This window comes from Rhodanobacter sp. C06 (assembly GCF_002001105.1).
GTDB lineage: Bacteria > Pseudomonadota > Gammaproteobacteria > Xanthomonadales > Rhodanobacteraceae > Rhodanobacter_A.
On record NZ_MUNP01000040.1, the window covers coordinates 61,824 to 85,899 of the forward strand.

The following is a 24,076-nucleotide window of genomic DNA, read 5'->3' on the forward strand; positions in this document are numbered from 1 at the left end:
CGTTCCGTCGGTGCGGTGGAGCTCAACGCGGAAACAGTTTCTTGAAACCGTTGTCGCTGAAGCCGACGCTGACGCTGCCGTCCTCCTTGAGCACCACCGGGCGACGGATCAGCGCCGGGTATTCCTTCAGCAGCAAGGTCCACTCCGGATCGCTGCCGGGGTTCTTGCGCTGCGGCAGCAGGTTGCGCCAGGTGGTGGAGGACTTGTTCACCAGCGCCTCCCAGCCACCGAGCTGCTGCGCCCACAGCTTCAGCGTGGCCGCCGGCACCGGGTTCGCGCGGTAGTCCACGAACATGTACGGCACCGCGAAACGGTCCAGCCAGTTGCGCGCCTTGCGGCAGGTGTCGCAGGTGGGCAAGCCGTAGAGGATGACGCTCATTCGCCGCTCCGCAGCAGCTCGTTGATCGAGGTCTTGCCGCGGGTCTTCTCGTCCACCTGCTTCACGATCACCGCGGCGTACAGGCTGTGCGAGTCATCCTTCGCGGGCAGGCTGCCGGCCACCACCACGCTGCCGGCGGGGATGCGGCCGTAGCTGATCTCGCCGGTGGCGCGGTTGTAGATGCGGGTGGACTGGCCGAGGAACACGCCCATGCCGATCACGCTGCCGCGCTCCACCACCACGCCCTCGACCACTTCCGAGCGCGCGCCGATGAAGCAGCCGTCCTCGATGATGGTGGGGTTGGCCTGCAGCGGCTCCAGCACGCCGCCAATACCGACGCCGCCAGAGAGGTGCACGCCCGCGCCGATCTGCGCGCAGGAACCCACCGTGGCCCAGGTATCGACCATGGTGCCGGCGCCAACGTGCGCGCCGATGTTGACGTAGCTGGGCATCAGCACCGCGTCCTTGGCGATGTGCGCGCCGCGGCGCACCAGCGCGCCAGGCACCACACGCGCGCCCAGGCCTTGCAGTTCCGCGTCGTCGCCGTGGGCGAAGCGCAGCGGCACCTTGTCGAAGGCCAGCGCCGGGCCGCCGTCGACCACGCGGTTGCCGTTGATGCGGAAGTACAGCAGCACCGCCTTTTTCAGCCACTGGTTGACCTTCCAGCCGCCCTGCCCGTCCGGCTCGGCCACGCGGCGCTCGCCGGATTCGAGCAGGTCGAGCACCTGGCCCAGCGCGGGGCGCAGGTGGGTCTCGATCTCGGCCTGGGTCAGTTCGTTGCGACGCTCGAACGCGTCGTCGATCAGGGATTCGATGCTTTGCATGGGGAATGGACGTCCAAATCAGTTAAGAGCCTGTTTATGCTCCCCAAGCACTCCGCGCCGGGATCTGTTTGCGCGCAGGCCAAGAAAGAACGAAGGAGTGGACGTCGGTCCACGACTGAGTGATGACACAGGGATGCGGGCAAACAGACCCGGCCCTGCGGGTTGCCATCGGGCGGCCGCCATGCGGCAGCGCGCGGCTTGACCTGCCAGCCAGGCAGGCGCTGCGCCACGCACTACCACCTGACGGCCACCCGATGACAACGCGAAGTGTTTGGGGAGCATAAACAGGCTCTGAGGAGAGCCCCGCCATTGTGCCCGCCCGCGCCGCACGGGGGAACCGCCGGCGCCTTGAAGCCCGCGCCCACGCGAAGGGCGACCGGCGGACACCAAATGCTTGCGCCACGATTCGCCTGCGGATCGGCAGGGCCGGCAAGCGCCTTTCCGGTACGCGCTAAACCAGCGCAAGCAGGATCGGCGCGGCGATGCCGGCGAGGAAGATCGCGAGGATGCGCCCCCCGTGCCGCGTGTATTTCCAGGAGAGATACAGCCCGGTCAGGGTCGACAAGGCCAGCGCGAACGCGACCAGCGCGACGAAGATCTTCAGCGGCAGCGGGTTCTTCGCCCGCGGCGCGGCCGCTGCGGCCGTGGCACGCGTAGCCAGGGCCGGCATCGCGCTCGCCGGCTTCCCTGCCGCCGCGGCGGCCGGCGGGCGCAGCTTGGCCGGCGGCACGGCCATGTCCTGCTTCTTGTGCAGTTGCCCCGCCACCGCCAGCCACTTCGGCGGCACGTAGCTGCTGCCGCGGCTGGTCTCGTGCAGGCCGAAGGTCTGCAGGCCGCCGGTGATGGCGAAGAACAGCAGGGCCGGCGCGGTGAACACGCCTAGGTAGAGGTGCACCAGGCGGCAGCCTTTGAGGACACGGTGGGTCAATGACATGCGGCAACTTCGCAAATGAGAATCGATAGCATTTAATCAGATCGCGGCGGCGGCGAAAAGCGGCACCGGCCCGGCATCGGATGAAACCGGCCGGCGACCATGCTTGTTCCCGCGTCACGACCGCTGCCTCGCCGCCCTGCCCGGCCCGCTCAAGTTCGCTGGCCGATGGCCGATACCGAACTCGGCAAGACTCTTGCTTGCCGGTCTGTACCGGGCCTGCCGCAACGGCTGGCCACGCTGAGAACGTGATGGATGAGAGGGGCGCCGCCGTAGACAAGCAGACGAAACGCCGCCCGCGCCTGGTCCGGGTGCTGGCGCTCGTCGCGCGCTGCCTGCTGGCCGGCCTCGCGCTGGCCGCGCCCGCGTGGGCCGCGTCCGCGCCGGCGGCATCGAGCGAGGCGGGCCTGCCGTTCATCCGCAATTTCGATCCCCGCAGCTACGGTGCCGCGGCGCAGAACTGGTCGCTGGCGCAGGACCGGCAGGGCGTGATCTACGTGGGCAACGTCGACGGCGCCGTGCTGGCCTTCGACGGCGCGCGCTGGCAGCGCATCCCGGTGCCCAACCGCGCCGCGGTGCGTTCGCTGGCGCTGGGCGCGGACGGCCGCATCTACGTGGGCACGGTGGGCGACCTGGGCTACCTGGAGCCGGACGCCACCGGCCAGCTGGGCTTCGTCTCGCTGCGGGACAAGATCCCGCCCAGCGAGCGCGATTTCGCCGACGTGTGGTCGATCCACCCCACCGCCGACGGCGTGTTCTTCGCCACCTCGACCCAGCTGTTCCGCTACCGGAACGGCGCGATGGAGGTATGGAAGCCGAAGACCTCGTTCCACCTCAGTTTCCTGGTCGACGGCAAGCTGTACATCCGCGAGGTCGGCCTGGGCCTGTTGCAACTGGACGGCGAGCGGCTGGAACTGTCGCCCGGCGGCAGCCGCTTCGCCGACGAGAAGATCTACGCGCTGCTGCCCTGGCGCGGGCCGGACGCGCAGCCCGGCGACCTGCTGGCGGGCACCCGCACGCAGGGCTGGTTCATCCGCCAAGGCGACAGCTGGCGGCCCTGGACCACCGAAGCCGACGCGGCGATCCGCAAAGGCCAGCTGTACAACGCGAGCTGGCTGGCCGACGGCCGGCTCGCCGCGGGCACGCTGCGCGGCGGCCTGTTCCTGCTCGATGCGCAGGGCCACCTGCTGCGCACGCTGACGCGCGGCAGCGGCCTGAGCACCAACATGATGCTGGCGCAGTTCCAGGATCGCGAGGGCGGCCTGTGGATCGCCGCCGGCAACGGCATCAGCCGCATCGATCTCGGTTCGCCGTTGACCTACTACGGCGAACGCGGCGGCCTGCCGGACGGCGTGCTGGCGCTGCGGCGCCACGCGGGCACGCTCTACGCGGGCACCACCGACGGGCTGTACCGCCTGGTGGACGGCGCCGACGCGCATTTCGAACGGCTGCCCCGGGTGACGGGACAGATCTGGGGCTTGGCCGAGGTCGACGACGAGCTGCTGGTCGCCAGCAGCGACGGCGTGTTCGCGCTCGCCGACGGCACGTCCCGGCAACTGCTCGACACCCGCCAGAGCGCGCGTTCGACCACGGCGCTCAGCCTGCGCCGTTCCACGCGCGATCCGGCGCGCGTGTTCGTGGGCTACCCGGACGGCATCGGCACGCTGCGCCACGAGGGTGACCGCTGGATCGACGGAGGCCGCATCGCCGGCGTGCGCCAGGAAGTACGCACGATCCGGCAGGACGCCGACGGCCATGTGTGGCTGAGCCTGTGGGTCGGCGGCGCGATCCGCCTGAGCCTGCCGCCGGACTGGCAGGGACCGCGCGACGGGCGCACCGTCAGGGTCGAGCGCTTCGGCACTGCGGAGGGCCTGCCGCCGGAACAGAACGATCTGGCGATGATCGACGGCCGGCTGCGCTTCACCACCCCGCATGGCATCTACCGCTTCGACGAGGCCAGCGGCCGCTTCTCGCTCGACCCGGCGTTCGCCGGACTGTTCCCCGGCGGCCCGCAACCGGTCGACGTGCTGCGCCAGGATCGCCGCGGCGGCCTGTGGATGTATGCCGTAGCCGATGCCGACGGCGGCAAGCAGACCGGCCACGCCGTGCACGCCGGCCAGGGCTGGCGCTGGGCGGACACGCCATTGCAGCCGCTGGCGGGCATCGACATGTCGGTGTTCCTGGACGACGCCGACGGCACCGTGTGGCTGGGCGGCGACAAGGGCCTGTACCGCTACCAGCCCACGCGCGCCGCATCGGCGGACCCGCCGCCGCGGACGCTGCTGCGCATGGCGGCCGAGCAAGGCGGTCGGGTGCTGTTTGCCGACCACCTCGCCGCCGCGCGACCACCGGAAATCCCCTACGCGCAGAACTCGATCCGCTTCGAGTTCGCGCTGCCCAGCTACGAGCACTCCGACGCGAATCGCTACCAGGTGTGGCTGCAAGGCCTGGATCGCGACTGGTCGTCATGGAGCGACGACGCCTACCGCGACTACACCAACCTCCCCGAGGGCCGTTACCGCTTCCATGTGCGCGCGCGCAATGTGTACGGCCGGCATAGCCAGGAGGCCACGTTCGACTTCCGCATCCTGCCGCCGTGGTACCGCACGGCTTGGGCGTGGCTGCTGTGGGTCGCCGCGGGCATGCTGGCGCTGAGCCTGCTGGTGCGCTGGCGCTCCGCCGCGCTGCGCCGGCGCAACCGCGCGCTGGCCGGACTGGTGGCACGGCGCACCGGCGAACTGGCGCAGGCCAACCGCGCGCTGCGCGAGGCCAACGAGGCGCTGGCCCAGCAGATCGTCACCGACCCGCTCACCGGCCTGAAGAACCGCCGCTACCTCAGCGAGCACATCGAGCACGACCTCGCTGCCGCGCGCCGGCACTGCCGCGACCACGGCCCCGGCGCGCAGCTGCTGTTCCTGATGGTGGACATCGATCACTTCAAGCAGATCAACGACAGCTACGGCCACGCCACCGGCGACCGCGTGCTGCTGCAGTTCCGCGACGTGCTGCTCTCGGTCACCCGCGAATCCGACACGCCGGTGCGTCGTGGCGGCGAGGAGTTCCTGATCGTGGCCCGCTTCGCCCCGCCCGAGGCCGGCCCGCAGTTCGCCGAGCGCATCCGCGCGGCGGTGGCCGAGCAGCGCTTCGAACTGGGCAACGGCCGGCACGTGCACCTCAGCTGCTCGATCGGCTTCGCCAGCTACCCGTTCTACGCCAGCGAACCGGAGCGGCTGAACTGGGAGCAGGTGGTGAACATCGCCGACGAATGCCTGTACGCGGCCAAGCGCCAGGGCCGCAACGCCTGGGCCGGCGTGGCGCCGGTGGCGACGCCGCCGGCGGGCAGCGCGATCGATGCGCTGCACGCGACATTCGCCCGCCTGCCCGAACCCGGACCGCTGCCGGTGCAGGCCTCGTGGGCTTGCGCGGAACCGTTGGAAGCCTGACATGCGCTGCCACCATGACCTCACATCCGGACGAAAGGAGAAGCCGTGCCGCGGCGTCCACTCGACGCGACCGAACTGACCGTGGGCCTGCCCATGCGCTTCAATGCCTACGACGGTCGAGGCAACCTGTTGCTGTGCGTGGGCCAGGTGATCGGCAGCGCGGCGCAGCGCGAGATGCTGCTGCAACACGGGCTGTTCTACGGTTCCGAGGAGGAATGCCGCGGCCCGCTGCCGCCGTCGCCGGAACCGGCGCGCTCGCCGCTGGCGCGGCTGCTGGACGCGCGCCGGCGCCTGCAGGCCTTGCTGGCCGATCCGGAGCCGGCGGATTTTCCGGCGGCGCTGGCCGACATCGCCGCGCAGGTACGCGAGGCCTGCCGGATCAATCCCGACGTGGCGCTGGCCAGCATCCTGCTGCGCACCGACGGCCCGTACAGCAGCCGCCATGCGGTGAACGCGGCGGTCGCCTGCCAGCTCACCGGCATGGCGCTGGCGCTCGATGCCGGCGAACTGGCGGCCATCGTCGCGGCCGCGCTGACGATGAACATCGGCATGTTCACCCTGCACGATGCGCTGGTCGCCTGCGAGGGCCCGCTGTCCGACGTGCAGCATGCGATGGTGCGCGCGCATTGCCGGCTCGGCGCGGCGATGCTGCGCGAACGCGGGATCACCAGCACCACCTGGCTCGACGCCGTGCGTGACCACCACGAGCGCAGCGACGGCAGCGGCTATCCCGACGGCAAGCGCGGCGCGCAGATCGGCCGGGCGGCATGCCTGGTGGCCTTGGCGGACATCTATTGCGCGCGCGTCGCCGGCCGCGAGTACCGGCCGCCGTTGCAGCCGACGCAGGCGCTGCGCTGGCTGTTCCTCAACGAAGGGGCGGCGCTGGACGAGCACCTGGCCCGGGTGTTCATCAAGACGCTCGGCGTTTATCCGCCCGGCACCGGCGTGCGCCTGCGCAACGGCGCGCTCGCGGTGGTGCTCCAGCGCCAGTCGGCCGGCCACCAGCCCGTGGTGGCCTCGCTCACCACGCACGACGGCCTGCGCCTGCACTCACCGATCCGGCGACGCGGAGACGTCGAGGCGCATGCGGTCACCGAGGTGGTGGACCTGTCGATGCTGGGCATCCGGGTCGACATGGAAGCGCTGTGGGGCGCCGACGCGGCGGAGTGACAGATAGGGCCGGCTAGGCGCCCTGCCTCAGCCGCGCCAGCAGCGACTGGCGCAAGTGTTCCTGCTGGGCCTCGTCCAGCGGCGCATCGGCGCGGTCGCTGAGCTGGAAGAAATCCTCCACCCGCTCGCCGAAGGTGGCGATGCGCGCGTCGTGCACGCGCACCGCGCAGGTCACCAGCACCTGTGCCACCGCGGCCAGCAGGCCGGGGCGGTCGCTGCACACCAGGGCCATGCGGGTGCGCCCCTCGGTCTGGCGGAAATCGATGCGCGGCGGCATCTGGAAGTGCTTCAGTTGGCGCGACATGCTGCGCCGTGGCGGCAGGATCTGGCCGCCCTGCGCCAGTGCGCGCTGCATGCGTGCGCGCAGCTCCTCGGCGCGATCCGCGCTGGCCGGCTGCTGGCCGTCCGCCTCCAGCAGCAGGAAGGTGTCCATCGCCATGCCCGAAGGAGCCTGTCGAACTTGAGCTGACCGGGCTGCAAATCCGTCTGCGCGGTCCATGTCCCCGCCGCTTCTTGGCCCATGGGACCCACCATGGGCCGGCGAAGCGTCGGAAACCTGTCCTCGCGCAGCCGAATTTTCGCCTCGATCACTCAAGTCCGACAGGCTCCTGGAGCCGAGGATGCGCGCCTCCACCACCGAGAAGTGCAGCCGGTCGAGCATCGCGGTGACGCTGGCGAACAGGCCGTCGCGGTCGGGCGTGCAGACGAACAACTCGGTGCTGCCGCGCACCGAGAGCGGATGCACGGCGACCAGCGGCCACGCGCCGTCCGCCCGCACGATCGCCGCGGTCTGCCAGGCGATCTGCTCGGGGCGGTGACGCAGGAAGCTGGAGTCGGGGAACGCGCGCCAAGCGCGCTCGGCCGCCTCGGCGTCGATCCCCTCGGCTTGCAGCAGGATCAGCGCCTGCGCGCGGCAGGCGTCGATGCGCGCCGCGGCGTCGTGCCCGGGTCGCATGTCACTGCGCAGCGCCTGCCGCGCCGCCGCGAACAGGTCGGCCAGCAGGCGATCCTTCCAGCCGTTCCACAGCTTCGGGCTGGTGCCGATGATGTCGGCCACCGTGAGCAGGTAGAGCCGGCCCAGCCGCTCGCGGTCGCCCACCGTCTCGGCAAAGCGGCGCACCACGTCGGGGTCGGTGATGTCCTGGCGCTGCGCGGTGGTGCTCATCAAGAGATGCCAGCGCACCAGCCACGCCACGCGCTCGCCGTCGGCCGTCGGCAGGCCCAGCTTCGCGCAGAACGCCCGCGCGTCGCCTTCGCCCAGCACGGAATGGTCGCCGCCGCGGCCCTTGGCGATGTCGTGGAACAGGCCGGCCAGCAGCATCAGTTCCGGCTGGCCCAGGCTGGCCCAGACGTCGCAGGCGACGGGGAATTCGTCGCGCGCCTCGGGGTCGGCAAAGCGCGCCATCTGGCGCAGCACGCGCAGCGTGTGTTCGTCCACCGTGTAGACGTGGAACAGGTCGTACTGCATGCGCCCGACCACCTTGCCGAACGCGGGCAGGATCGCGGCCAGCAGGCCGTGCCGGTTCATCCGCCACAACGCATCCACCGCGGGTGCGCCGCGCTTGAGCAGGCGCAGGAAGGCGGCCAGCACGTCGGGATTCTCGGCGAGCGCGCCATCGTGCTGCGCGGTGGCCTGGTGGATGCGTCGCATGGTGTCGGCGGAAAAGCCGATCAGGCCCGGCTCGTCCAGCCGCGCGATGAAGGCCTCGACCAGCGCCGCCGGGCGCCGCGCGAACAGCTCGGGATCGCGCGCCGACAAGCGCGTGCCGTGGCGCACGAAATCCTCGCCGACCGGTTTCGCCTCGCCCGGCGGCTCCAGCAGCTCGACGAAGCGTTCGGCGATCTGCACGCCCAGCCGCTCGACCTGGCTGGCCGCACGGTAATAGCCCTGCATGAACTGCTCGACGCCGAGGTTCTTCTCGTGCTCGTCCTCGAAGCCCAGCCGCCCGGCGAGCGCGCGCTGATAGTCGAACAGCAGGCGTTCCTCCGGCCGCCCCGCCTCCAGATGCAACGCGAAACGGTAACGCCGCAGCGTGGCTTCGGCCTCGCACAGCGCAGTGCGCTCGGCCGGATCGAGCAGGCCGGCATCCTGCATCGCCTCGAAGCCGCCGGCATGCGCCAGCCGGCGCCCCAGCCAGCGCAGCGAATCGAGCGTGCGCAGGCCGCCGGGGCCGTCCTTGAGGTTGGGTTCGAGGTTGCTCGCGGTGTCGTTGTGTCGCGCGTGGCGGGCGTCGCGCTCGGCCAGCCGCGCGGCGAGATATTCGCGCGGCGGCCACAGCGCGGGATCGTCCACGATGGCGCGCAGCGACGTGTCCATGGCCGCGTCGCCGGCCAGCCGGTGCGCATCGAGCAGGCTGGTGAACACGCTGGCGTCGGCGGCGGCCAGCGCGCGGCACTGCGCCGGCTCGCGCACCGCGTGGCCCACCTTGAGGCCCACGTCCCACAGCGTGGCGAAACATTGCTCCAGCGCGCGCAGGCGCGCCGGCTCGGGCCGCTCGGCCAGCACCAGCAGGTCCACGTCGGAGTGTGGAAACAGCAGGCCGCGGCCGAAGCCGCCCACCGCGAACAGCGCCGCGCCCGTCACCTCGCCCAGGCAGGCCGTCCACACATGCGCCACGATGCGCGCCACCGCCTCGCCGCGCCGCCGCGCCAGCGTGCTGGCATCGGCGCCGTCGCGGAACGCGGTGGCCAGCGCGCGGTCCACGTCGCCCAGCAGCTGCCGCAGCGCGCGCCGCGCATCGGCCGACACGCCCGAGCGTGGCACGGCCGACGGCAGGCGGGGCAGCGATGGAAGCACGACGCTCATCGGCAGGATTCAGGGCAGCGGTTGGGAACTGTCAGTCTGCCACGGCGCCGCATGTTCACGTTATGGCAAAACACCCAGTAGGTCGGGCTTCAGCCCGACACGCCGCACGAGTCGGGATAAATCCCGACCTACGTAGATTTCACTCAGGCATCCGGCCAGGGCGTGAGGATCTCGAAGCCGTCAGCGGTCACCGCGATGGTGTGTTCCCACTGCGCGGACAGCGAGTGGTCCTTGGTGACCACGGTCCAGCCGTCGGGCAGCTGCTTGGTCTGCGGCTTGCCGGCGTTGATCATCGGCTCGACAGTGAAGGTCATGCCTTCCTTGAGTTCCACGCCGGTGCCGGGCTTGCCGTAGTGCAGCACCTGCGGCTCGTCGTGGTAGACCTTGCCGATGCCGTGGCCGCAATACTCGCGCACCACGCTGAAGCCCGCCGCCTCGGCGTGCTGCTGGATCGCGTGGCCCACGTCGCCCAGGGTGGCGCCGGGGCGCACCGCGTGGATGCCGCGCATCATCGCCTCGTGGGTGGTTTCCACCAGCCGCTTCGCCAGCACCGACGGCGTGCCCGCGAAGTACATACGGCTGGTGTCGCCGTGCCAGCCGTCCTTGATGACGGTGACGTCGAGGTTGACGATGTCGCCGTCCTTGAGCACCTTGCCGGGGCTGGGGATGCCGTGGCAGATCACGTGGTTGACCGAGGTGCACAGCGTCTTCGGGAAGCCGTGGTAGCCCACGTTGGCCGGCACCGCCTTCTGCACGTTGACGATGTGTTCGTACGCCAGCCGGTCCAGTTCCTCGGTGGTGACACCGGGCCTGACGTGCTCCTTGAGCATGGCCAGCACCTCGGCGGCCAGCTGGCCGGCCACGCGCATGCCTTCGAGGTCCTTGGGGGATTTCAGGGTAATGGCCATGATTCCGTCCATATGGCGACACAACCGCTGGAAATCCAGCGACTTGCCGCATCGCCGGCGCACCGGCTACAATTGCGCGGTTTTGCAGGCTGCACCCGGCGTCATCGACGCCCGCGCAACGCAAAACGAGACGGGATTGTAACCGCGTCGCGGTACAAGCCCAAACCAACGCCACACACGCATCGGCACCGTTCTTCGGGGTGCCGCGCGCAGCGTTCGCTGCCGCGGTCGAAGCCGGGGATGCGTGGAGGTCCCAACCCCCGGGCCACCTGAAAAGGCCCACTGCAAGGAGTTACACCATGGCTCAAGTCACCATGCGCGAAATGCTCGAGGCCGGCGTCCATTTCGGTCACCAGACCCGTTACTGGAACCCCAAGATGGCGCCGTACATCTTCGGCGCCCGCGGCAAGATCCACATCATCAACCTCGAGAAGACCCTGCCGCTGTTCACCGACGCGATGAACTTCCTGTCGGGCCTGGCGCAGAAGCGCGGCACCATCCTGTTCGTGGGCACCAAGCGCTCCGCCCGCGAGGCACTGGCCGAAGAGGCCGCCCGCGCCGGCATGCCCTTCGTCACCGCGCGCTGGCTGGGCGGCATGCTCACCAACTTCCGCACCGTGAAGCAGTCGGTGGCCAAGCTCAAGGAACTGGAAGCGGCCGAGACCGACGGCAGCTTCGAGAAGCTGGTCAAGCACGAAGTGCTGGCCCGTCGCCGCGAGCGCGACAAGCTGCAGGCTTCGCTGGGCGGCATCAAGGACATGAACCGCCTGCCCGACGCGCTGTTCGTGATCGATATCGGCCACGAGGACATCGCCGTGCAGGAAGCCAAGAAGCTCGGCATCCCGGTGATCGCCGTGGTCGACACCAACTACAACCCGGAGCTGGTGGACTACGCGATCCCCGGCAACGACGACGCGATCCGCGCGATCCAGCTGTACGCCCGCGCCGCCGCCGACTCGATCCTCGAAGGCAAGGCCGCCGCGCCGGCCGCCGCCCAGGGCGACGCCAACGAGTTCGTCGAGCTGGACGAGGAAGGCAACCCGGTGGCCAAGGCCGAGCGCAAGAGCGCCGCGCCGCGACGCGACGCCGCCCCGCGCAAGGGCGCCGGCGCGCCGCGCCGTGACGGCGGCCGCGACGGCCGCGCTCCGCGCGACGCCAAGTAAGGCGAGGTGACGGCGGGCAACCGCCGTCGCTGCGACAAGACAAAGCCCGTCCGGCGTCGTGGTGCGATCCGCCACGACGCCTCAAGCATTCGAGGAACAACGATGAGCAATATCTCCGCCCAACTGGTCAAGGAGCTGCGTGAGCGTTCCGGCGCCGGCATGATGGAATGCAAGAAGGCGCTGGTCGAGAACCACGGCGACATCGAGATCGCGATGGAGTGGCTGCGCAAGTCCGGCCTCGCCAAGGCCGACAAGAAGGCCGGCCGCGTGGCCGCCGAAGGCCGCATCGTGGCCGCCCAGGCCGGCGGCAAGGCCGTGCTGGTCGAGGTCAACTGCGAAACCGACTTCGTCACCAAGAACCCCGACTTCGTGAAGTTCAGCGACGCCGTCGCCGATGTGGCGCTGAAGTCCGGCGCCGCCGACATCGATGCGCTGAAGGCTGCCGCCTACCCGGGTGCCAGCAACGTCGAGGAAGCCGCCAAGGCGCTGATCGCCACCATCGGCGAGAAGATCGACGTGCGTCGCGTGGCCCGCGTGGAAAGCGACGGCACCATCGGCAGCTACATCCACGGCGGCCGCATCGGCGTGCTGGTGGCGCTCAAGGGCGGCTCCGAGGAACTGGCCAAGGGCATCGCGATGCACGTGGCGGCGATGAACCCGCCCTACGTGAAGGCCGAGGACGTTCCCGCCGACTTCATCGCCAAGGAAAAGGAAATCGCGCTGGCGGCGATGTCCGACAAGGAAAAGGCCAAGCCGGCCGAGATCCTGGAGAAGATCGTCGCGGGCAAGATCAACAAGATCGTCTCCGAGGTCACCCTGGTCGGCCAGCCCTACGTGCTGGACACCAACGTCACCGTGGGCGACGCGCTGAAGAAGGAAGGCGCCGACGTCGCCGCCGTGGTGCGCCTGGCCGTGGGCGAAGGCATCGAGAAGGTGCAGGAAGACTATCTGGCCGAAGTCGCCAAGGCGATGCAGGTCTGACAAACCCCGCGCCCCTGCGCCCACGGACGGGCGCACGCGCAGCGGAGCCTGATTCGCCCTGCGAATCAGGCGAGTCAAAAAAGGGGCAGGAGCCCCTTTTTTGACCATCAGGCACGGCGCTCTTTCGCTCTTGACGAGCGCGCAGACAAAGCAAAAAAGCCGCGGGCATCCGCGGCTTTTTCGTATCCATGCGTCGAGGGCGAAGAGCCGGAGCACCGTGCCTGATGGCCAGAAAAGGACTCCTGCCCTTTTCTGGCTCCGCCTGGCAGGCCAACGGCCTGCCAGACGTGCGCCCATCCATGGGCGCATCACCCTCGCAACACCCCCAGCGCACCCGCCACCTGCGCCTCGCGCCCCAGCGCCTTGCCCAGCGCTTCCAGCCGCTCCGCCAGTGCCGCCGCATCGGGCGCACACACCGTGGCATGCCCCACCTTGCGCCCCGGTCGCGCCTGCTTGCCGTAGTCGTGCCAGTGCGCGTCGACGGTGCGCAGCACCGGTGCGGCATCCGGCAGCTCGCCGATCCAGTTGAACATCGCCGCCAGGCCGCGCGCACCGGTGTCGCCCAGCGGCAAGCCGAGTACCGCGCGCACGTGGTTCTCGAACTGGCTGGTGTGCGCGCCCTCGATCGTCCAGTGGCCGGAGTTGTGCACGCGCGGCGCCATCTCGTTGCCGAGCAGCTCGCCGTCCTTGACGAACAGCTCCAGCGCGAACACGCCCACGTAGTCCAGCCGTTCGGCCAGGGTGCGCGCCAGCGCGGTGGCGCGCGGCTGCAGCGCGGCGATGTCCTGCGCGGGTGCGAGGCTCAGGCTGAGCACGCCGTCCACGTGCCAGTTGCGGGTCAGCGGCCAGGTGCGGAAGTCGCCGTCGCGGCCGCGCACCGCCAGCACCGACAGCTCGCGCTGGAACGGCACGAAGGCTTCGAGGATCAGCCCGTGCTTCGTCGCCTGCGCGCCCAGCGCGGTCCAGGCCGCGTCGGCGTCGGCCGCCGACTTCAGCCGGAACTGGCCCTTGCCGTCGTAGCCGAGCCGGCGGGTCTTGAGGATGGCTGGGGCACCCACCGCGGCCAGTGCGCGGTCAAGGTCCGCGCGGGTGTCCACCGCCATGAACTCGGGCGTGGCCAGTCCGCATTCGCGGAACAGGGTCTTCTCGGCGAGGCGATCCTGCGCCACCGCCAGCGCACGCGGGTTCGGGAACACCGCCACCCGTTCGACCAGCCAGCGCGCGGTCTCGGCCGGCACGTTCTCGAAATCGAAGGTGACCACGTCGACCTGGCGCGCGAACTCCTCCAGCGCGGCGTAGTCGGTCCAGTCGGCCCGGACCAGCGGCGCCACCTGGCCGGCGCAGGCGTCGGCGGCGCTGTCCACCACCAGGGTGTTCACGCCCAGCGGCGCGGCCGCCAGCGCCAGCATGCGCGCCAGTTGGCCGCCGCCGAGGATGCCGAGCACGGACTGCCGCGATGCACTCATGCGCGCGGGTCCGGCTGGTCGAGCACCGCCTGCGTCTGCCTGCTGCGCCAGCTCTCCAGCGCCTGCGCGAGGCGCGGATCGTGCAACGCCAGCACCGCGGCAGCGAGCAGACCCGCATTCACCGCACCGGCGCGGCCGATCGCCAGCGTGCCCACCGGAATGCCGGCCGGCATCTGCGCGATCGACAACAGGGAGTCCATGCCGCTCAGCGCCTTGGACTGCACCGGCACACCGAACACCGGCAGCCGGGTCTTGGCCGCCAGCATGCCCGGCAGGTGGGCAGCACCGCCGGCGCCGGCAACGATCACCTGGATGCCGCGCTCGGCCGCCTGCTCGGCATAGCGGAACAACAGGTCCGGCGTGCGGTGGGCGGACACCACCTGCACCTCGTGCGCCACGCCCAGCTCGGTCAGCACGCCGGAGGCGTGCTCCATGGTCTCCCAGTCCGAACGCGAGCCCATCACCACGCCTACCCTTGGCGTTTCCGTCGTCGCTGTCATGGTCCAGCCGCCCAAAAATGGTTATTGTACGGCTTTCCGGTTCCGCAACGATTCCGCCCCATGGACAAGCGCCTGCTCGACATCCTGTGCTGCCCGGTCGGCAAGACGCCGGTGCGGCTGCTCGGCCGTGCCGAACTGGACGCGCTGAACGGCGCCATCGTGGCCGGCAGCGTGGTCACGACGGCCGGCAGCCCGGTGCGCGAGCGCATCGATGAAGGCCTGATCACCATCGACCGCAAGCTGATTTACCGTGTCGACGACGGCATCCCCGTGATGCTGCCCGAAGAAGGCATCGGCACCACCCAGTTGAACGATTTCCCGGCCCCCTGAAGCAGCGTCCCCACGCCCCGAACCCTCGCCGACGGATCGACGACTCGCCCGCAAGACGCCGTAGCGCCAACGACAAACTTCCGGTGTGGCCATGAACGAAGCCTACGAACCGCCCAAGATCGTGCCCCTGGCGCCGCGCCTCGACGCCAGCGCCGGCGAGCGCGTGGGCGAACTGCTGAACGCCGTGCGCGGGATCGCCGGCAAACGCCTGCAGCAATGCTTGGGCAACCTGTTCGAGCACGTCGACGACGCGCTGTTCGACCTCGCCGAGAAGGCCGAGAACAACGCCACCCAGACGCACTACTTCGACGGCATGCGCGAGGTGCGCAAGCGCCGTCCGGCGATCGAGCGCAACTTCCTCGCCACGGTCAACCGCGAGCTGGGCAACCTGGCCGGGCGTGCCGCACCCGGCACCTCGGCGCCCGCGCCGGCGATGTCCGAACTGTCGCTGGTGGCCGACGCCGAGCTCGAGGAATCGCTGGCGATCACTAGCATGAGCAGCAAGCACGAGAGCCGCTTGGCGCGCGACCTGTTCGCGATCAATCAGCGCCTCTCGGTGATCTGCGGCGGCCGCAAGGTCGACGATGCCGGCAACCCGATCGCCCCGGCGGCGCTGTCGCAGGCCTTCCGCCAGGCGCTGAAGGAACTGGGCGCGGACATGCGCGTCAAGCTGCTCATCTACAAGCTGTTCGACCGCTACGTGCTGTCCACGCTGGAAGAGCTGTACGCCGAGGCGAACGCAGACCTGGCCCGTGCCGGCGTGCTGCCGCAGCTGCGCCCGGTGGCGTCGCGCGGCGCCGGCACGCCCCGCGGCAGCGCCCAGGCGGCGCATGCCGCTGGCGGCGCGATGGCCGCCGGCGCGGGCACGGACGAGGTCGCCGATCCCGCGGCCGCCGAACTGCTGCAGACCCTGCACGGCCTGTTCGTCGCGCGACGCGGCGGCGACGCCGGCCCGCGCGTCGCCCAGGCCGGCGACACCGGCGGCCCGCCGCCCTCCGTCGGCGAGCTGCTGGGCGCGCTCAGCGTGCTGCAGACCCAGTTGGCGTCCGGCGGCCTCGCCGCGCCGTCCATGGTGCGCGGCGGCAGCTTCGATCGCGAGGCCGTGGCGCAGCTCAAGGAACAGCTGCTGGGCCAGCTCGGCGCGCTGCGCGGCGCGCGGCCCAGCCATGTCGCCAGCATCGACGAGGACACCATCGACTTGGTCGGCATGCTGTTCGAGTTCATCCTCGAGGACGACACCCTGCCGGCCGAGATGCAGGTGATGCTGGCGCGGCTGCAGATCCCCTACCTCAAGGCGGCGATCCTTGACCGCAAGCTGTTCGCGCACCGCCAGCACCCGGCGCGTCGCCTGCTCGACGCCCTGGCCGAGCAGGCCAAGGGCTGGTCGCCGGAATCCGACCGCGACGGGCGCCTGCACGACAAGGTCAAGGCCATCGTCGACCAGTTGCTGCACGAGTTCGACGACGACCTCGGCATCTTCGAACGCCTGCTGCTGGACCTGCAGCAATTCCACGAGACCAACCGCCGGCGCTCCGAACTGGCCGAGCAGCGCGTGGCCGAGTCCACCCGCGGTCGCGAGAAGCTGGAGCAGGCGCGCCGCCGTGCCGCCCGCGAGATCGTCGAACGCATCGACGGCCGCAAGCTGCCGTCGCTGGTGCACGAGGTGCTGGCGCGCGCCTGGGCCAACCACCTGGTGCTGGTGCTGCTGCGCCAGGGCGAGGATTCCGGCGAGTTCCGCGACGCCCTGCGCTTCGTGGACGACTTCATCGCCAGCACGCGGCCGGCGCAGGACGCCATCACGCGCCAGCAGCTGCGCCAGCTGCTGCCCGGCATCGAGCGTGCGCTGCGCCAGGGGCTGGTCAACGTGGCCTTCCAGCCGCAGGACATCGAGCGCCTGCTGGCGCAGCTGCGCGACTGGTACGGCCTGCAATTGGGCGAATCGGCGCGCGGCGCCGTGCCGGCCACCGAGGTCGCCGCCGCTGCCGTTGCCGCGATCCCGGAAAGCATCCAGCCCCTCGTCGAGCCGCAGGCCGAGCAAGACGAACTGCCCGAGGAAAGCGTGCCGGTCGCCACCGATAGCCCCGAATGGCGGCAGGTGGAAGCGTTGCAACCCGGCGTCTGGCTGGAGTTCCAGCTGCCCGACGAACCGATGGTGCGCGCCAAGCTGTCGTGGATCAGCCCGATGAGCGGCCGCTACCTGTTCGTCAACCGGCGCGGCCTGAAGGTGGCCGATTACGCGCCGCAGGAACTGGCCGTGCTGCTCGCCGGCGGTCATGCCCAAGTGCTGGCCACCAACGCGCTGTTCGACCGCGCGATGAGCGCCATCGTCAGCCGCCTGCGCCAGCCCGACGCCTCGAACGCGAAAACCGATACCGAATGAATGCCAGGCTCCCGTTCGACCCGCCCTCCCCCGAACTGATTGCCGCCGACGTGGAACGCGCCTTTGCCGAGGACCTCGGCAAGGGCGACACCACCGCCGAATTGCTGCCGGCCGAGGCCGTGGCCGCGGCCGCGCTCACCTGCCGCGACGAGGCGGTGATCGCCGGCGCGCCCTGGTTCGATGCCTGTTTCCGGCGCATGGACCCTGCGGTGCGCATCGAGTGGCAGGCGCGCGACGGCGAACGCGTGGCGCCCGGCACGGTGATCTGCCGGCTTTCCGGGCACGCCCGCTCGCTGGTCAGCGCCGAGCGCTCGGCGCTGAACTTCCTGCAGCTGCTGTCCGGCACCGCCACCGTCACCGCCGCCTACGTGGCCGCGGTGGCCGGCACCGGCACCCGCGTGCTCGACACCCGCAAGACGATCCCCGGCCTGCGCCTCGCGCAGAAGTACGCGGTGCGCTGCGGCGGCGGCCACAACCATCGCATCGGCCTGTACGACGCGATCCTGGTCAAGGAAAACCACATCATCGCCGCCGGCGGCATCGCCAACGCTGTGGTGGCGGCACGCCGCCTGCACCCCGACCTGCTGCTCGAGGTCGAGGTGGAGAACCTCGACGAGCTGCAGCAGGCGCTGGCCGCAGGCGTGGATCGGATCATGCTCGACAACTTCAGCGTGCCGCAGATGCGCGAGGCCGTGCAGCTCACCGCCGGCCGCGTGCCGCTGGAAGTATCCGGCAACGTCGACCTGACCACCATCGGCGAGTACGCCCGCACTGGCGTCGACTACGTCTCGGTGGGCGCGCTGACCAAGCACGCCCGCGCGGTTGATCTCTCGCTGCGGCTGCGCCTGGGCTGAAAATCCCTCGCAGGATCACATCCTGCGCGCGCAGGCGAGAAGTGAGTGAAGAGTAGCGAGTAGACAGAGAACGCCAAGAACATGAGAAGCGGCGTTGCCATGCTCTTCTCTCACTTCTCGCTCCTCTTCACCCACTCCATGGGTTTTCGCGCACAAGCCGCGCTCCGCGGACGGCCTCCGGCTTGCGCACAGCCTGGCGCGCCCACACACTGCAGGCATGGGCAACGTCAACGACCTCCTGGTGCTGCTGGCGCTGATCGCGGTGATCGGGCTGTGGCTGAAGCTGAGCGCGGCGCGCGAGCGCGCGACCGCCGAAGCGCGCGCGCAGTGCGAGCGCTACGGCGTGCAACTGCTGGACGAAACCGTGGGCCTGCGCGCGCTGCGCCTGCGCCGCGTGGCCGGCCGGCGCCGGCTGGAGCGCTGCTACGGCTTCGAGGTGAGCATCGACGGCGCGGATCGCGAGCAAGGTTCGCTGTGGATGCTGGACGGCAGGCTGAGCGAACTGCGGCTGCCCACGGTGGTGCTCATGCCGGCGGCGCCCACGGCAGCGGCGGAGATTCCGTCCATCGGCTCGGAACCAGGTCACCCGACCGCCGCACTGTCCGCACCGACGGCCGATCACCCGGACGAACCCGCACCGGGCACCAACGTGGTGCCGCTGCGGCCGCGCCGGCATTCCGGCGGTGGCGACACGCTGCACTGACGGCAGCTATCGCGGCCGAAGTCGCTGCTACTTGATGACCCGCAGGAACGGCGCGCCGCGCTTGGGCTTGTCGTCGCCGTTGCCGCCCTGGCCGGACGGCGGCTCGTCGGGTGTCGGCGCGGGCGGCGGCGTGTCGCCGCCTTCCTCTTCGGCCGGGAACATCATGCCCTGCCCGTTCTCCTGGGCGTACAGCGCCAGCACCGAACCGACCGGGATGCGCACCGCGTGGCTGACGCCGGAGAAGCGCGCGGAGAAGCCGATCCAGTCGTTGCCCAGCTCCAGGTTCGCCACCGCGCGCATCGCGATGTTCAGCACGACCTGCCCGTTCTTCACCACCTGCGGCGGCACGCGCACGCCTTCGCCGTTGGCGTCGATCAGCAGGTACGGGGTCAGGCCGTTGTCGCTGATCCAGTCGTAGATCGCCCGCAGCAGGTACGGACGGTTGGAACTCATCGGATGGGTGATCTCGCTCATCAGGAACGCATGGCCTTTTCTTGTTCGGTCATGCTGCGCGCAAAACCCTGGCTGTGGAACAGGCGCTCGCCGTAGTCGACGATGGCCTTGCCTTCGCGGCCCAGGTCCACGCCCAGCCAAGGCAGCCGCCACACCACCGGCGCCACCAGGCAATCGGCCAGGCTCATCTCGGGATTGAGGAAGAACTTCGCCGCCTTGAACAGCGGCAACGCGGCCAGCAGATGCGCACGCAGGCGCTTGCGCGCGGGCTCGGCGGAACGGCCGCCGGCACGGATGGTGTCGACTTCGGTCAGCCAGTCCTTCTCGATGCGCACCGCGGCGACCCGCAGGCGCGCGCGGGACAGCGGGTCGATCGGCATCAGCGGCGGGTGCGGATAGCGCTCGTCGAGGTATTCGCACACCACGCTGGTGTCGTACAGGGTCAGGTCGCGATCGACCAGGGTCGGCGTGCTGCCGTAGGGATTGAGGTCGAGCAGGTCTTCCGGCGGCTTGCCCGGATCGACCAGCACGCGCTCGTAGCTGACGCCCTTGGCGGCCAGCACCAGACGGGCACGGTGACACTGGATGTCGTCGGCCGTGGTGTAGAGGGTGAGTGCGGTACGCGAGCGGGCGCTTGGAACCATGCGCGATATTCCCTGTTGCGGTTGCACGAATGCGGCAGCCGGCGGCTACCGCATTCGATGGGTGTTCCCCGGAAATCAGTGCACGTCTTTCCAGTATTCCTTCTTGAGAAAGTAAGCCAGCAGGGTGAACAGCGCCAGGAACAGCACCACCCAGACGCCGTAGTCGTGCCGCTGCAGGGCCGCCGGCTCCGAAACGTACTCCAGGAAGTTCACCAGGTCACGCGATGTCTGCTGGTACTGCGCCGGGGTCAGCTTGCCGGGGTGGGCCAAGTCGAGCTTTTCGACCTCGTCGGTGCCGGGCTTCATCACCGCGGTCTGCTGGCCCTGCAGCTCCCACAGCGGGAACGGCATCGCCGCGTTCGGCAGCGTGGTGTTGTTCCAGCCGATCGGGCTCTTCGGGTCGAGGTAGAAGGTGTTGAGGTAGGTGTAGACCCAGTCGGCACCCTTCGCGCTCACTTCCAGCGACAGGTCCGGCGGATCCTTGCCGAACCACTTCGTCGCATCCTCGGCCGGCATGTGCGAGATCACCGGATCGTCGAACTTCGCGCCGGTGAAGTTGAGGTTCTGCATCACCTGCTGCTCGGTCAACCCGAGGTCGTCGGCAATGCGCGAGTAGCGCATGTACTTCAGCGAGTGGCAGCCCACGCAGTAGTTGAAGAACAGCTTGGCACCGCGCTGCAGCGAAGCCTGGTCGCGCACGTTGGAGCCCGACGACATCAGCTGCTCGCCGCCCTCGGCACGTGCCGCCGGCTGGCCGGCGACCAGCAGGCCCAAGGCCAGCGCGACCGCAGGAAGGAGTTGCTTCATCAGGAGCCTGGGTTTCGTCAAGAGCGTCGGCTTAGTCATGCGTCGTCACCCGATCCGGAACCGGCTTGGTCTTTTCCCAGCCGAAATGTGTGTAGGCCCACAGGAACGCGAAGAAGCCGAAGTAGATCAGCGTCATCGTGCGGCCGAACGCGTTCTCCCAGGTGGTCAGGTCGACGTTGCCGAACCATTCCGGGATCACCTCGGCGGTGATGCCCGCGCCCACTGCGCCGAGGCCGAAGAACGCGAGCACGAACAGGCCCAGGGCGACTTTGTAGCCGGTGCCGCGGTAGCGGATCGACTTGACCTGGCCGCGATCGAACCACGGCAGCAGGAACAGCACCGCGATCGCGCCGAACATCGCCAGCACGCCCCACACCGCGGTGCCCGCGAACGAGGGGATCATGCGCACGATCGCGTAGAACGGGGTGAAGTACCACACCGGCTTGATCTCCGCCGGGGTCACCAGGTTGTTGGCCATGATCGAGTTGTCGTGCTCGAGGAACCAGCCACCGAAGGTCGGCGCGAAGAAGATGATGAAAGCCGCCACGATCAGGAAGAAGCCCACCCCGACCAGGTCCTTCACGGTGTAGTACGGGTGGAACGGGATGCCGTCCGTCGGCGCGCTCGGACTCCAGCGGTTGCCCTTGGGGCCGTGCTTGACGTCGACGCCATCGGGGTTGTTCGAGCCCACCTCGTGCAGCGCGGCCAGGTGCAGCACCACCAGCAGCAGCAGCACGATCGGCAGCGCGATCACGTGCAGCGCGAAGAAGCGATTGAGCGTGGCGTCGGCGGGCAGGAAGTCGCCCATGATCCACTCGACCAGGTGGCTGCCGATCACCGGGATGGTGCCGAACAGCGACACGATCACCTTCGCGCCCCAGAACGACATGTTGCCCCACGGCAGCACGTAGCCCATGAAGGCCTCGGCCATCAGCACCAGGAAGATCAGCATGCCGAGCAGCCACACCAGCTCGCGCGGCTTCTTGTACGAGCCGTACATGATGCCGCGGAACATGTGCAGGAACACCACCACGAAGAACAGCGATGCGCCGGTGGAATGCATGTAGCGGATCAGCCAGCCCCACTCCACGTCGCGCATGATGTACTGCACCGAGTCGAAGGCTCCCGCCGCGCTCGGGTTGTAGTTCATCGTGAGGAAGATGCCGGTGACGATCTGGTTGACCAGCACCAGCAGCGCCAGCGAGCCGAAGTAGTACCAGAGGTTGAAGTTCTTCGGCGCGTAGTACTCGGTCATGTGCTTGCGGTACACGGGCGCAAGGCCCGGTGCGCGCTCGTTGACCCAGTCGCCGAGGCTTGCGAATACGTTCGCCATCACGCGGCCTCCTTCGGACCCACGCCGATCTGCACGGTCGTGTCGTCAATGAAGTGATACGGCGGGATCTCCATGTTCTTCGGCGCCGGTACGCCCTGGTAGACGCGGCCGGCCATGTCGTAGCGCGAGTGGTGGCAGGGGCAGTAGTAGCCGCCCTGCCAGTTCGGATCGAACGGCTCGGGCTTCATCTCGCCGACGTAGTTCGGCACGCAGCCGAGGTGGGTGCAGATGCCGATCATCACCAGCCACTCGGGCTTGATCGAGCGCGTCTCGTTCTGTGCGTACTTCGGTTGCTGGGCGGCCGAGCTGCCGTCCGACTTCGGATCGACCAGGCGCGGGTCCTGCTTCGGCAGCGCCGCCAGCTGCGTCGGCGTGCGATTGACGATGAACACCGGCAGGCTGCGCCAGCCGACGATCAGCTGCTGGCCAGATTCGATCTTCTTGAGGGACTGGGTGACCGGTGCTCCGGCGGCCTTGGCTCGCGCGCTGGGTTCCCACGACTTGATGAAGGGCACGGCTGCCGAGACGATTCCCACACCGCCCACCACCGAAGTGGCGGCTGTGAGAAACCGGCGGCGGCCATGATCGACGACTTCGTTCGCCATCAGGCTCTCCGGTACATGATGCGTCAGGATGGGCTCGCGCCCAGCAATGATTTGGAACCCCTGAAAATCGCGTTAGTCTAGCGTCAGCCCCCGCACCGTACAATAAAAGCGCCGCGGCGTATCGACGCTGGGGGAACCTTGCCCGACCTCGGCTGCACGGCCAGCCTACCCTACCGTCCGCCCGCCCGTCACGGATTGCAGCACGACATGAAACATGCCGCCGGCACGCTCGCCTTTCTCGCCCGCTGTGTCGTCATCGGCCTCGCGGCAGCGTTCGTGATCGGCCTGTTCTGGCCCGGCAGCGGCGAGCGCCTGCGCGCGCGACTGGGGCTGCCCGGGGCACCGGCGACCGGCGCACCGACTGCCGCACCGACCTCCTACGCCGACGCGGTCGCCGCCGCGGCTCCCTCGGTGGTGAACATCTACGCCGACAAGATCGTCAACGAGCGGGCGATCAAGATGTACGACAACCCGATCCTGCAGCAGCTGCTGGGCGGCACGCTCACCACCTACGCGCGCCGCGAGAAGACCCTGGGCTCGGGCGTAATCGTCAGCGCGCAAGGCTACGTGCTCACCAACTACCACGTGATCTCGCACGCCACCGACATCCAGGTGCTGCTGTACGACGGCCGCGTGGCCAAGGCCACCGTGGTCGGTTCGGACGAGGAGACCGACCTCGCGGTGCTGAAGATCGACGCCGGCAACCTGCCGGTAATCCAGTTCGCCAAGCAGAACCCGCGCTCCGGCGACGTGGTGCTGGCGATCGGCAACCCGCTCGGCCTCAACCAGACCGTGACGATGGGCATCGTCAGTGCGGTGGGGCGCCAGTTGAACGGCTCCAGCGCCGAGGACTTCATCCAGACCGATGCGGCGATCAACCTCGGCAACTCCGGCGGCGCGCTGGTCAACGCCGAGGGCCGGCTGGTGGGCATCAACACCTTGCTGATCGGCAAGGCCGCGAATGCCGAAGGCATCGGCTTCGCGATCCCGGCGGTCACCGCCAGGAAGGTGCTGGACCAGATCGTCGCCACCGGCCACGTGGTGCGCGGCTGGCTGGGCGCGGATTACAGCTTCGTGCCGGTGGCCGCCAACAGCGGCCTGCCTGCGGCGGCGCGCGGCGCCCAGGTCACCGACGTGTACCCCGGCAGCCCCGCTGCACTGGCCGGCATCCAGCCGCGCGACATCCTGCTGCGCATCGGCAGCGACAATATCCGCGACCCCGCCGACCTGCGCCGGCGCGAGTCGGCGATCAAGCCCGGCACCACGGTGGAGATCTCCGGCCTGCGCAACGGCAGTCCGTTCCACACCGAGGCCACGCTGACCGAGCGCCCGCCGATGAACGTGGAAACCGCGACATCCGAGAGCAACCAGTAGGAGCGCACCCTGTGCGCGAATG

21 protein-coding genes are annotated in these 24,076 nt (G+C 69.5%); 9 read left to right on the forward strand and 12 right to left on the reverse strand.

The window, feature by feature from the left end:
- Nucleotides 1-22: 22 nt before the first annotated feature.
- The 3 genes from B0E52_RS06875 to B0E52_RS06885 all read right to left on the reverse strand — a co-directional run bounded on the left by B0E52_RS06875 (nucleotide 23) and on the right by B0E52_RS06885 (nucleotide 2,137).
- Complete coding sequence (locus B0E52_RS06875) at nucleotides 23-379, reverse strand: Spx/MgsR family RNA polymerase-binding regulatory protein (protein WP_077482914.1); 357 nt, start codon at nucleotides 377-379, stop codon at nucleotides 23-25.
- On the reverse strand, nucleotides 376-1,203 hold the full coding sequence (gene dapD / locus B0E52_RS06880; RefSeq protein ID WP_077482916.1) for a 2,3,4,5-tetrahydropyridine-2,6-dicarboxylate N-succinyltransferase: 828 nt from the start codon (nucleotides 1,201-1,203) through the stop codon (nucleotides 376-378). The genes B0E52_RS06875 and dapD overlap by 4 nt, the downstream gene beginning before the upstream one ends.
- Before the next feature lie 451 nt (nucleotides 1,204-1,654).
- Entirely contained in the window at nucleotides 1,655-2,137 is a 483-nt protein-coding gene (locus B0E52_RS06885; RefSeq protein ID WP_077482918.1) for a hypothetical protein, read from the reverse strand.
- 248 nt (nucleotides 2,138-2,385) lie between these two features.
- Between B0E52_RS06885 and B0E52_RS06890 the strand changes: the two genes are divergently transcribed.
- Together B0E52_RS06890 and B0E52_RS06895 are read left to right on the forward strand one after the other, a co-directional pair.
- Nucleotides 2,386-5,577 carry a ligand-binding sensor domain-containing diguanylate cyclase gene (locus B0E52_RS06890; RefSeq protein ID WP_077482920.1) on the forward strand — a complete coding sequence of 1,064 codons (3,192 nt, stop codon included), beginning with the start codon at nucleotides 2,386-2,388 and terminating at the stop codon, nucleotides 5,575-5,577.
- Between the two features lie 45 nt (nucleotides 5,578-5,622).
- The gene (locus B0E52_RS06895; RefSeq protein ID WP_077482922.1) at nucleotides 5,623-6,747 is read left to right on the forward strand and encodes an HD domain-containing phosphohydrolase; all 1,125 of its coding nucleotides are present in this window, start codon (nucleotides 5,623-5,625) and stop codon (nucleotides 6,745-6,747) included.
- 13 nt (nucleotides 6,748-6,760) lie between these two features.
- Here the strand turns inward: B0E52_RS06895 and glnD are convergent, their stop codons facing one another.
- Nucleotides 6,761-9,553, reverse strand: a complete 2,793-nt coding sequence (glnD, locus tag B0E52_RS06900; RefSeq protein WP_254426731.1) for a [protein-PII] uridylyltransferase — start codon at nucleotides 9,551-9,553, stop codon at nucleotides 6,761-6,763.
- Nucleotides 9,554-9,696: 143 nt separating this feature from the next.
- Nucleotides 9,697-10,461, reverse strand: a complete 765-nt coding sequence (gene map, locus B0E52_RS06905) for a type I methionyl aminopeptidase (RefSeq protein WP_077482979.1) — start codon at nucleotides 10,459-10,461, stop codon at nucleotides 9,697-9,699.
- Nucleotides 10,462-10,760: 299 nt separating this feature from the next.
- Here map and rpsB point away from each other — a divergent pair, with 299 nt between their 5' ends.
- Nucleotides 10,761-11,624, forward strand: coding sequence for a 30S ribosomal protein S2 (gene rpsB / locus B0E52_RS06910; protein WP_077482924.1), 864 nt, complete (start codon nucleotides 10,761-10,763; stop codon nucleotides 11,622-11,624).
- 102 nt (nucleotides 11,625-11,726) lie between these two features.
- Complete coding sequence (gene tsf, locus B0E52_RS06915) at nucleotides 11,727-12,605, forward strand: translation elongation factor Ts (RefSeq protein ID WP_077482926.1); 879 nt, start codon at nucleotides 11,727-11,729, stop codon at nucleotides 12,603-12,605.
- 308 nt (nucleotides 12,606-12,913) lie between these two features.
- Here tsf and B0E52_RS06920 read toward each other — a convergent pair whose 3' ends face one another.
- Nucleotides 12,914-14,071, reverse strand: coding sequence for a 5-(carboxyamino)imidazole ribonucleotide synthase (locus tag B0E52_RS06920; protein WP_077482928.1), 1,158 nt, complete (start codon nucleotides 14,069-14,071; stop codon nucleotides 12,914-12,916).
- The gene (gene purE / locus B0E52_RS06925; RefSeq protein ID WP_077482981.1) at nucleotides 14,068-14,571 is read right to left on the reverse strand and encodes a 5-(carboxyamino)imidazole ribonucleotide mutase; all 504 of its coding nucleotides are present in this window, start codon (nucleotides 14,569-14,571) and stop codon (nucleotides 14,068-14,070) included. The genes B0E52_RS06920 and purE overlap by 4 nt, the downstream gene beginning before the upstream one ends.
- A 60-nt stretch (nucleotides 14,572-14,631) precedes the next feature.
- Between purE and B0E52_RS06930 the strand changes: the two genes are divergently transcribed.
- The 4 genes from B0E52_RS06930 (at nucleotide 14,632) to B0E52_RS06945 (ending at nucleotide 18,838) form a co-directional block, all read left to right on the forward strand.
- Nucleotides 14,632-14,901: a Trm112 family protein gene (locus tag B0E52_RS06930; protein ID WP_077482930.1), complete on the forward strand. Its 270-nt coding sequence runs from the start codon at nucleotides 14,632-14,634 to the stop codon at nucleotides 14,899-14,901.
- 91 nt (nucleotides 14,902-14,992) lie between these two features.
- The gene (locus tag B0E52_RS06935; protein WP_077482932.1) at nucleotides 14,993-17,281 is read left to right on the forward strand and encodes a DUF1631 domain-containing protein; all 2,289 of its coding nucleotides are present in this window, start codon (nucleotides 14,993-14,995) and stop codon (nucleotides 17,279-17,281) included.
- Complete coding sequence (nadC, locus tag B0E52_RS06940) at nucleotides 17,278-18,135, forward strand: carboxylating nicotinate-nucleotide diphosphorylase (RefSeq protein ID WP_077482934.1); 858 nt, start codon at nucleotides 17,278-17,280, stop codon at nucleotides 18,133-18,135. The genes B0E52_RS06935 and nadC overlap by 4 nt, the downstream gene beginning before the upstream one ends.
- Nucleotides 18,136-18,352: 217 nt before the next feature.
- The gene (locus B0E52_RS06945; protein ID WP_077482936.1) at nucleotides 18,353-18,838 is read left to right on the forward strand and encodes a DUF3301 domain-containing protein; all 486 of its coding nucleotides are present in this window, start codon (nucleotides 18,353-18,355) and stop codon (nucleotides 18,836-18,838) included.
- A gap of 27 nt (nucleotides 18,839-18,865) precedes the next feature.
- Here B0E52_RS06945 and B0E52_RS06950 read toward each other — a convergent pair whose 3' ends face one another.
- The 5 genes from B0E52_RS06950 to petA form a co-directional block, all read right to left on the reverse strand.
- Entirely contained in the window at nucleotides 18,866-19,291 is a 426-nt protein-coding gene (locus tag B0E52_RS06950; protein ID WP_077482982.1) for a ClpXP protease specificity-enhancing factor, read from the reverse strand.
- Nucleotides 19,292-19,311: 20 nt separating this feature from the next.
- Nucleotides 19,312-19,935 carry a glutathione S-transferase N-terminal domain-containing protein gene (locus B0E52_RS06955; protein ID WP_077482938.1) on the reverse strand — a complete coding sequence of 208 codons (624 nt, stop codon included), beginning with the start codon at nucleotides 19,933-19,935 and terminating at the stop codon, nucleotides 19,312-19,314.
- A 75-nt stretch (nucleotides 19,936-20,010) separates the two neighbouring features.
- A complete protein-coding gene (locus tag B0E52_RS06960; protein ID WP_077482940.1) occupies nucleotides 20,011-20,742 on the reverse strand; it encodes a cytochrome c1 in 732 nt (243 codons plus the stop codon).
- Nucleotides 20,743-20,773: 31 nt separating this feature from the next.
- Nucleotides 20,774-22,075 (reverse strand): cytochrome bc complex cytochrome b subunit, encoded by a 1,302-nt coding sequence (locus B0E52_RS06965; RefSeq protein ID WP_077482942.1) that lies wholly within the window; start codon nucleotides 22,073-22,075, stop codon nucleotides 20,774-20,776.
- Nucleotides 22,075-22,680, reverse strand: a complete 606-nt coding sequence (petA, locus tag B0E52_RS06970; protein WP_077482945.1) for a ubiquinol-cytochrome c reductase iron-sulfur subunit — start codon at nucleotides 22,678-22,680, stop codon at nucleotides 22,075-22,077. The genes B0E52_RS06965 and petA overlap by 1 nt, the downstream gene beginning before the upstream one ends.
- A 207-nt stretch (nucleotides 22,681-22,887) precedes the next feature.
- On the opposite strand from petA, the gene B0E52_RS06975 reads away from it, so the two are divergent.
- Entirely contained in the window at nucleotides 22,888-24,054 is a 1,167-nt protein-coding gene (locus B0E52_RS06975) for a trypsin-like peptidase domain-containing protein (RefSeq protein ID WP_077482947.1), read from the forward strand.
- Nucleotides 24,055-24,076: the final 22 nt, after the last annotated feature.

Bases quoted from the DNA above. Each gene is read 5' to 3' on its own strand.
- glnD (WP_254426731.1), bottom strand. From the start codon at position 9,553: ATGAGCGTCGTGCTTCCATCGCTGCCCCGCCTGCCGTCGGCCGTGCCA.
- rpsB (WP_077482924.1), top strand. From the start codon at position 10,761: ATGGCTCAAGTCACCATGCGCGAAATGCTCGAGGCCGGCGTCCATTTC.
- B0E52_RS06975 (WP_077482947.1), top strand. From the start codon at position 22,888: ATGAAACATGCCGCCGGCACGCTCGCCTTTCTCGCCCGCTGTGTCGTC.
- petA (WP_077482945.1), bottom strand. From the start codon at position 22,680: ATGGCGAACGAAGTCGTCGATCATGGCCGCCGCCGGTTTCTCACAGCC.
- B0E52_RS06935 (WP_077482932.1), top strand. From the start codon at position 14,993: ATGAACGAAGCCTACGAACCGCCCAAGATCGTGCCCCTGGCGCCGCGC.
- B0E52_RS06955 (WP_077482938.1), bottom strand. From the start codon at position 19,935: ATGGTTCCAAGCGCCCGCTCGCGTACCGCACTCACCCTCTACACCACG.
- B0E52_RS06945 (WP_077482936.1), top strand. From the start codon at position 18,353: ATGGGCAACGTCAACGACCTCCTGGTGCTGCTGGCGCTGATCGCGGTG.
- B0E52_RS06885 (WP_077482918.1), bottom strand. From the start codon at position 2,137: ATGTCATTGACCCACCGTGTCCTCAAAGGCTGCCGCCTGGTGCACCTC.
- dapD (WP_077482916.1), bottom strand. From the start codon at position 1,203: ATGCAAAGCATCGAATCCCTGATCGACGACGCGTTCGAGCGTCGCAAC.
- B0E52_RS06965 (WP_077482942.1), bottom strand. From the start codon at position 22,075: ATGGCGAACGTATTCGCAAGCCTCGGCGACTGGGTCAACGAGCGCGCA.
- B0E52_RS06920 (WP_077482928.1), bottom strand. From the start codon at position 14,071: ATGAGTGCATCGCGGCAGTCCGTGCTCGGCATCCTCGGCGGCGGCCAA.
- nadC (WP_077482934.1), top strand. From the start codon at position 17,278: ATGAATGCCAGGCTCCCGTTCGACCCGCCCTCCCCCGAACTGATTGCC.
- purE (WP_077482981.1), bottom strand. From the start codon at position 14,571: ATGACAGCGACGACGGAAACGCCAAGGGTAGGCGTGGTGATGGGCTCG.
- B0E52_RS06930 (WP_077482930.1), top strand. From the start codon at position 14,632: ATGGACAAGCGCCTGCTCGACATCCTGTGCTGCCCGGTCGGCAAGACG.
- B0E52_RS06890 (WP_077482920.1), top strand. From the start codon at position 2,386: ATGGATGAGAGGGGCGCCGCCGTAGACAAGCAGACGAAACGCCGCCCG.
- B0E52_RS06960 (WP_077482940.1), bottom strand. From the start codon at position 20,742: ATGAAGCAACTCCTTCCTGCGGTCGCGCTGGCCTTGGGCCTGCTGGTC.
- map (WP_077482979.1), bottom strand. From the start codon at position 10,461: ATGGCCATTACCCTGAAATCCCCCAAGGACCTCGAAGGCATGCGCGTG.
- B0E52_RS06875 (WP_077482914.1), bottom strand. From the start codon at position 379: ATGAGCGTCATCCTCTACGGCTTGCCCACCTGCGACACCTGCCGCAAG.
- tsf (WP_077482926.1), top strand. From the start codon at position 11,727: ATGAGCAATATCTCCGCCCAACTGGTCAAGGAGCTGCGTGAGCGTTCC.
- B0E52_RS06950 (WP_077482982.1), bottom strand. From the start codon at position 19,291: ATGAGTTCCAACCGTCCGTACCTGCTGCGGGCGATCTACGACTGGATC.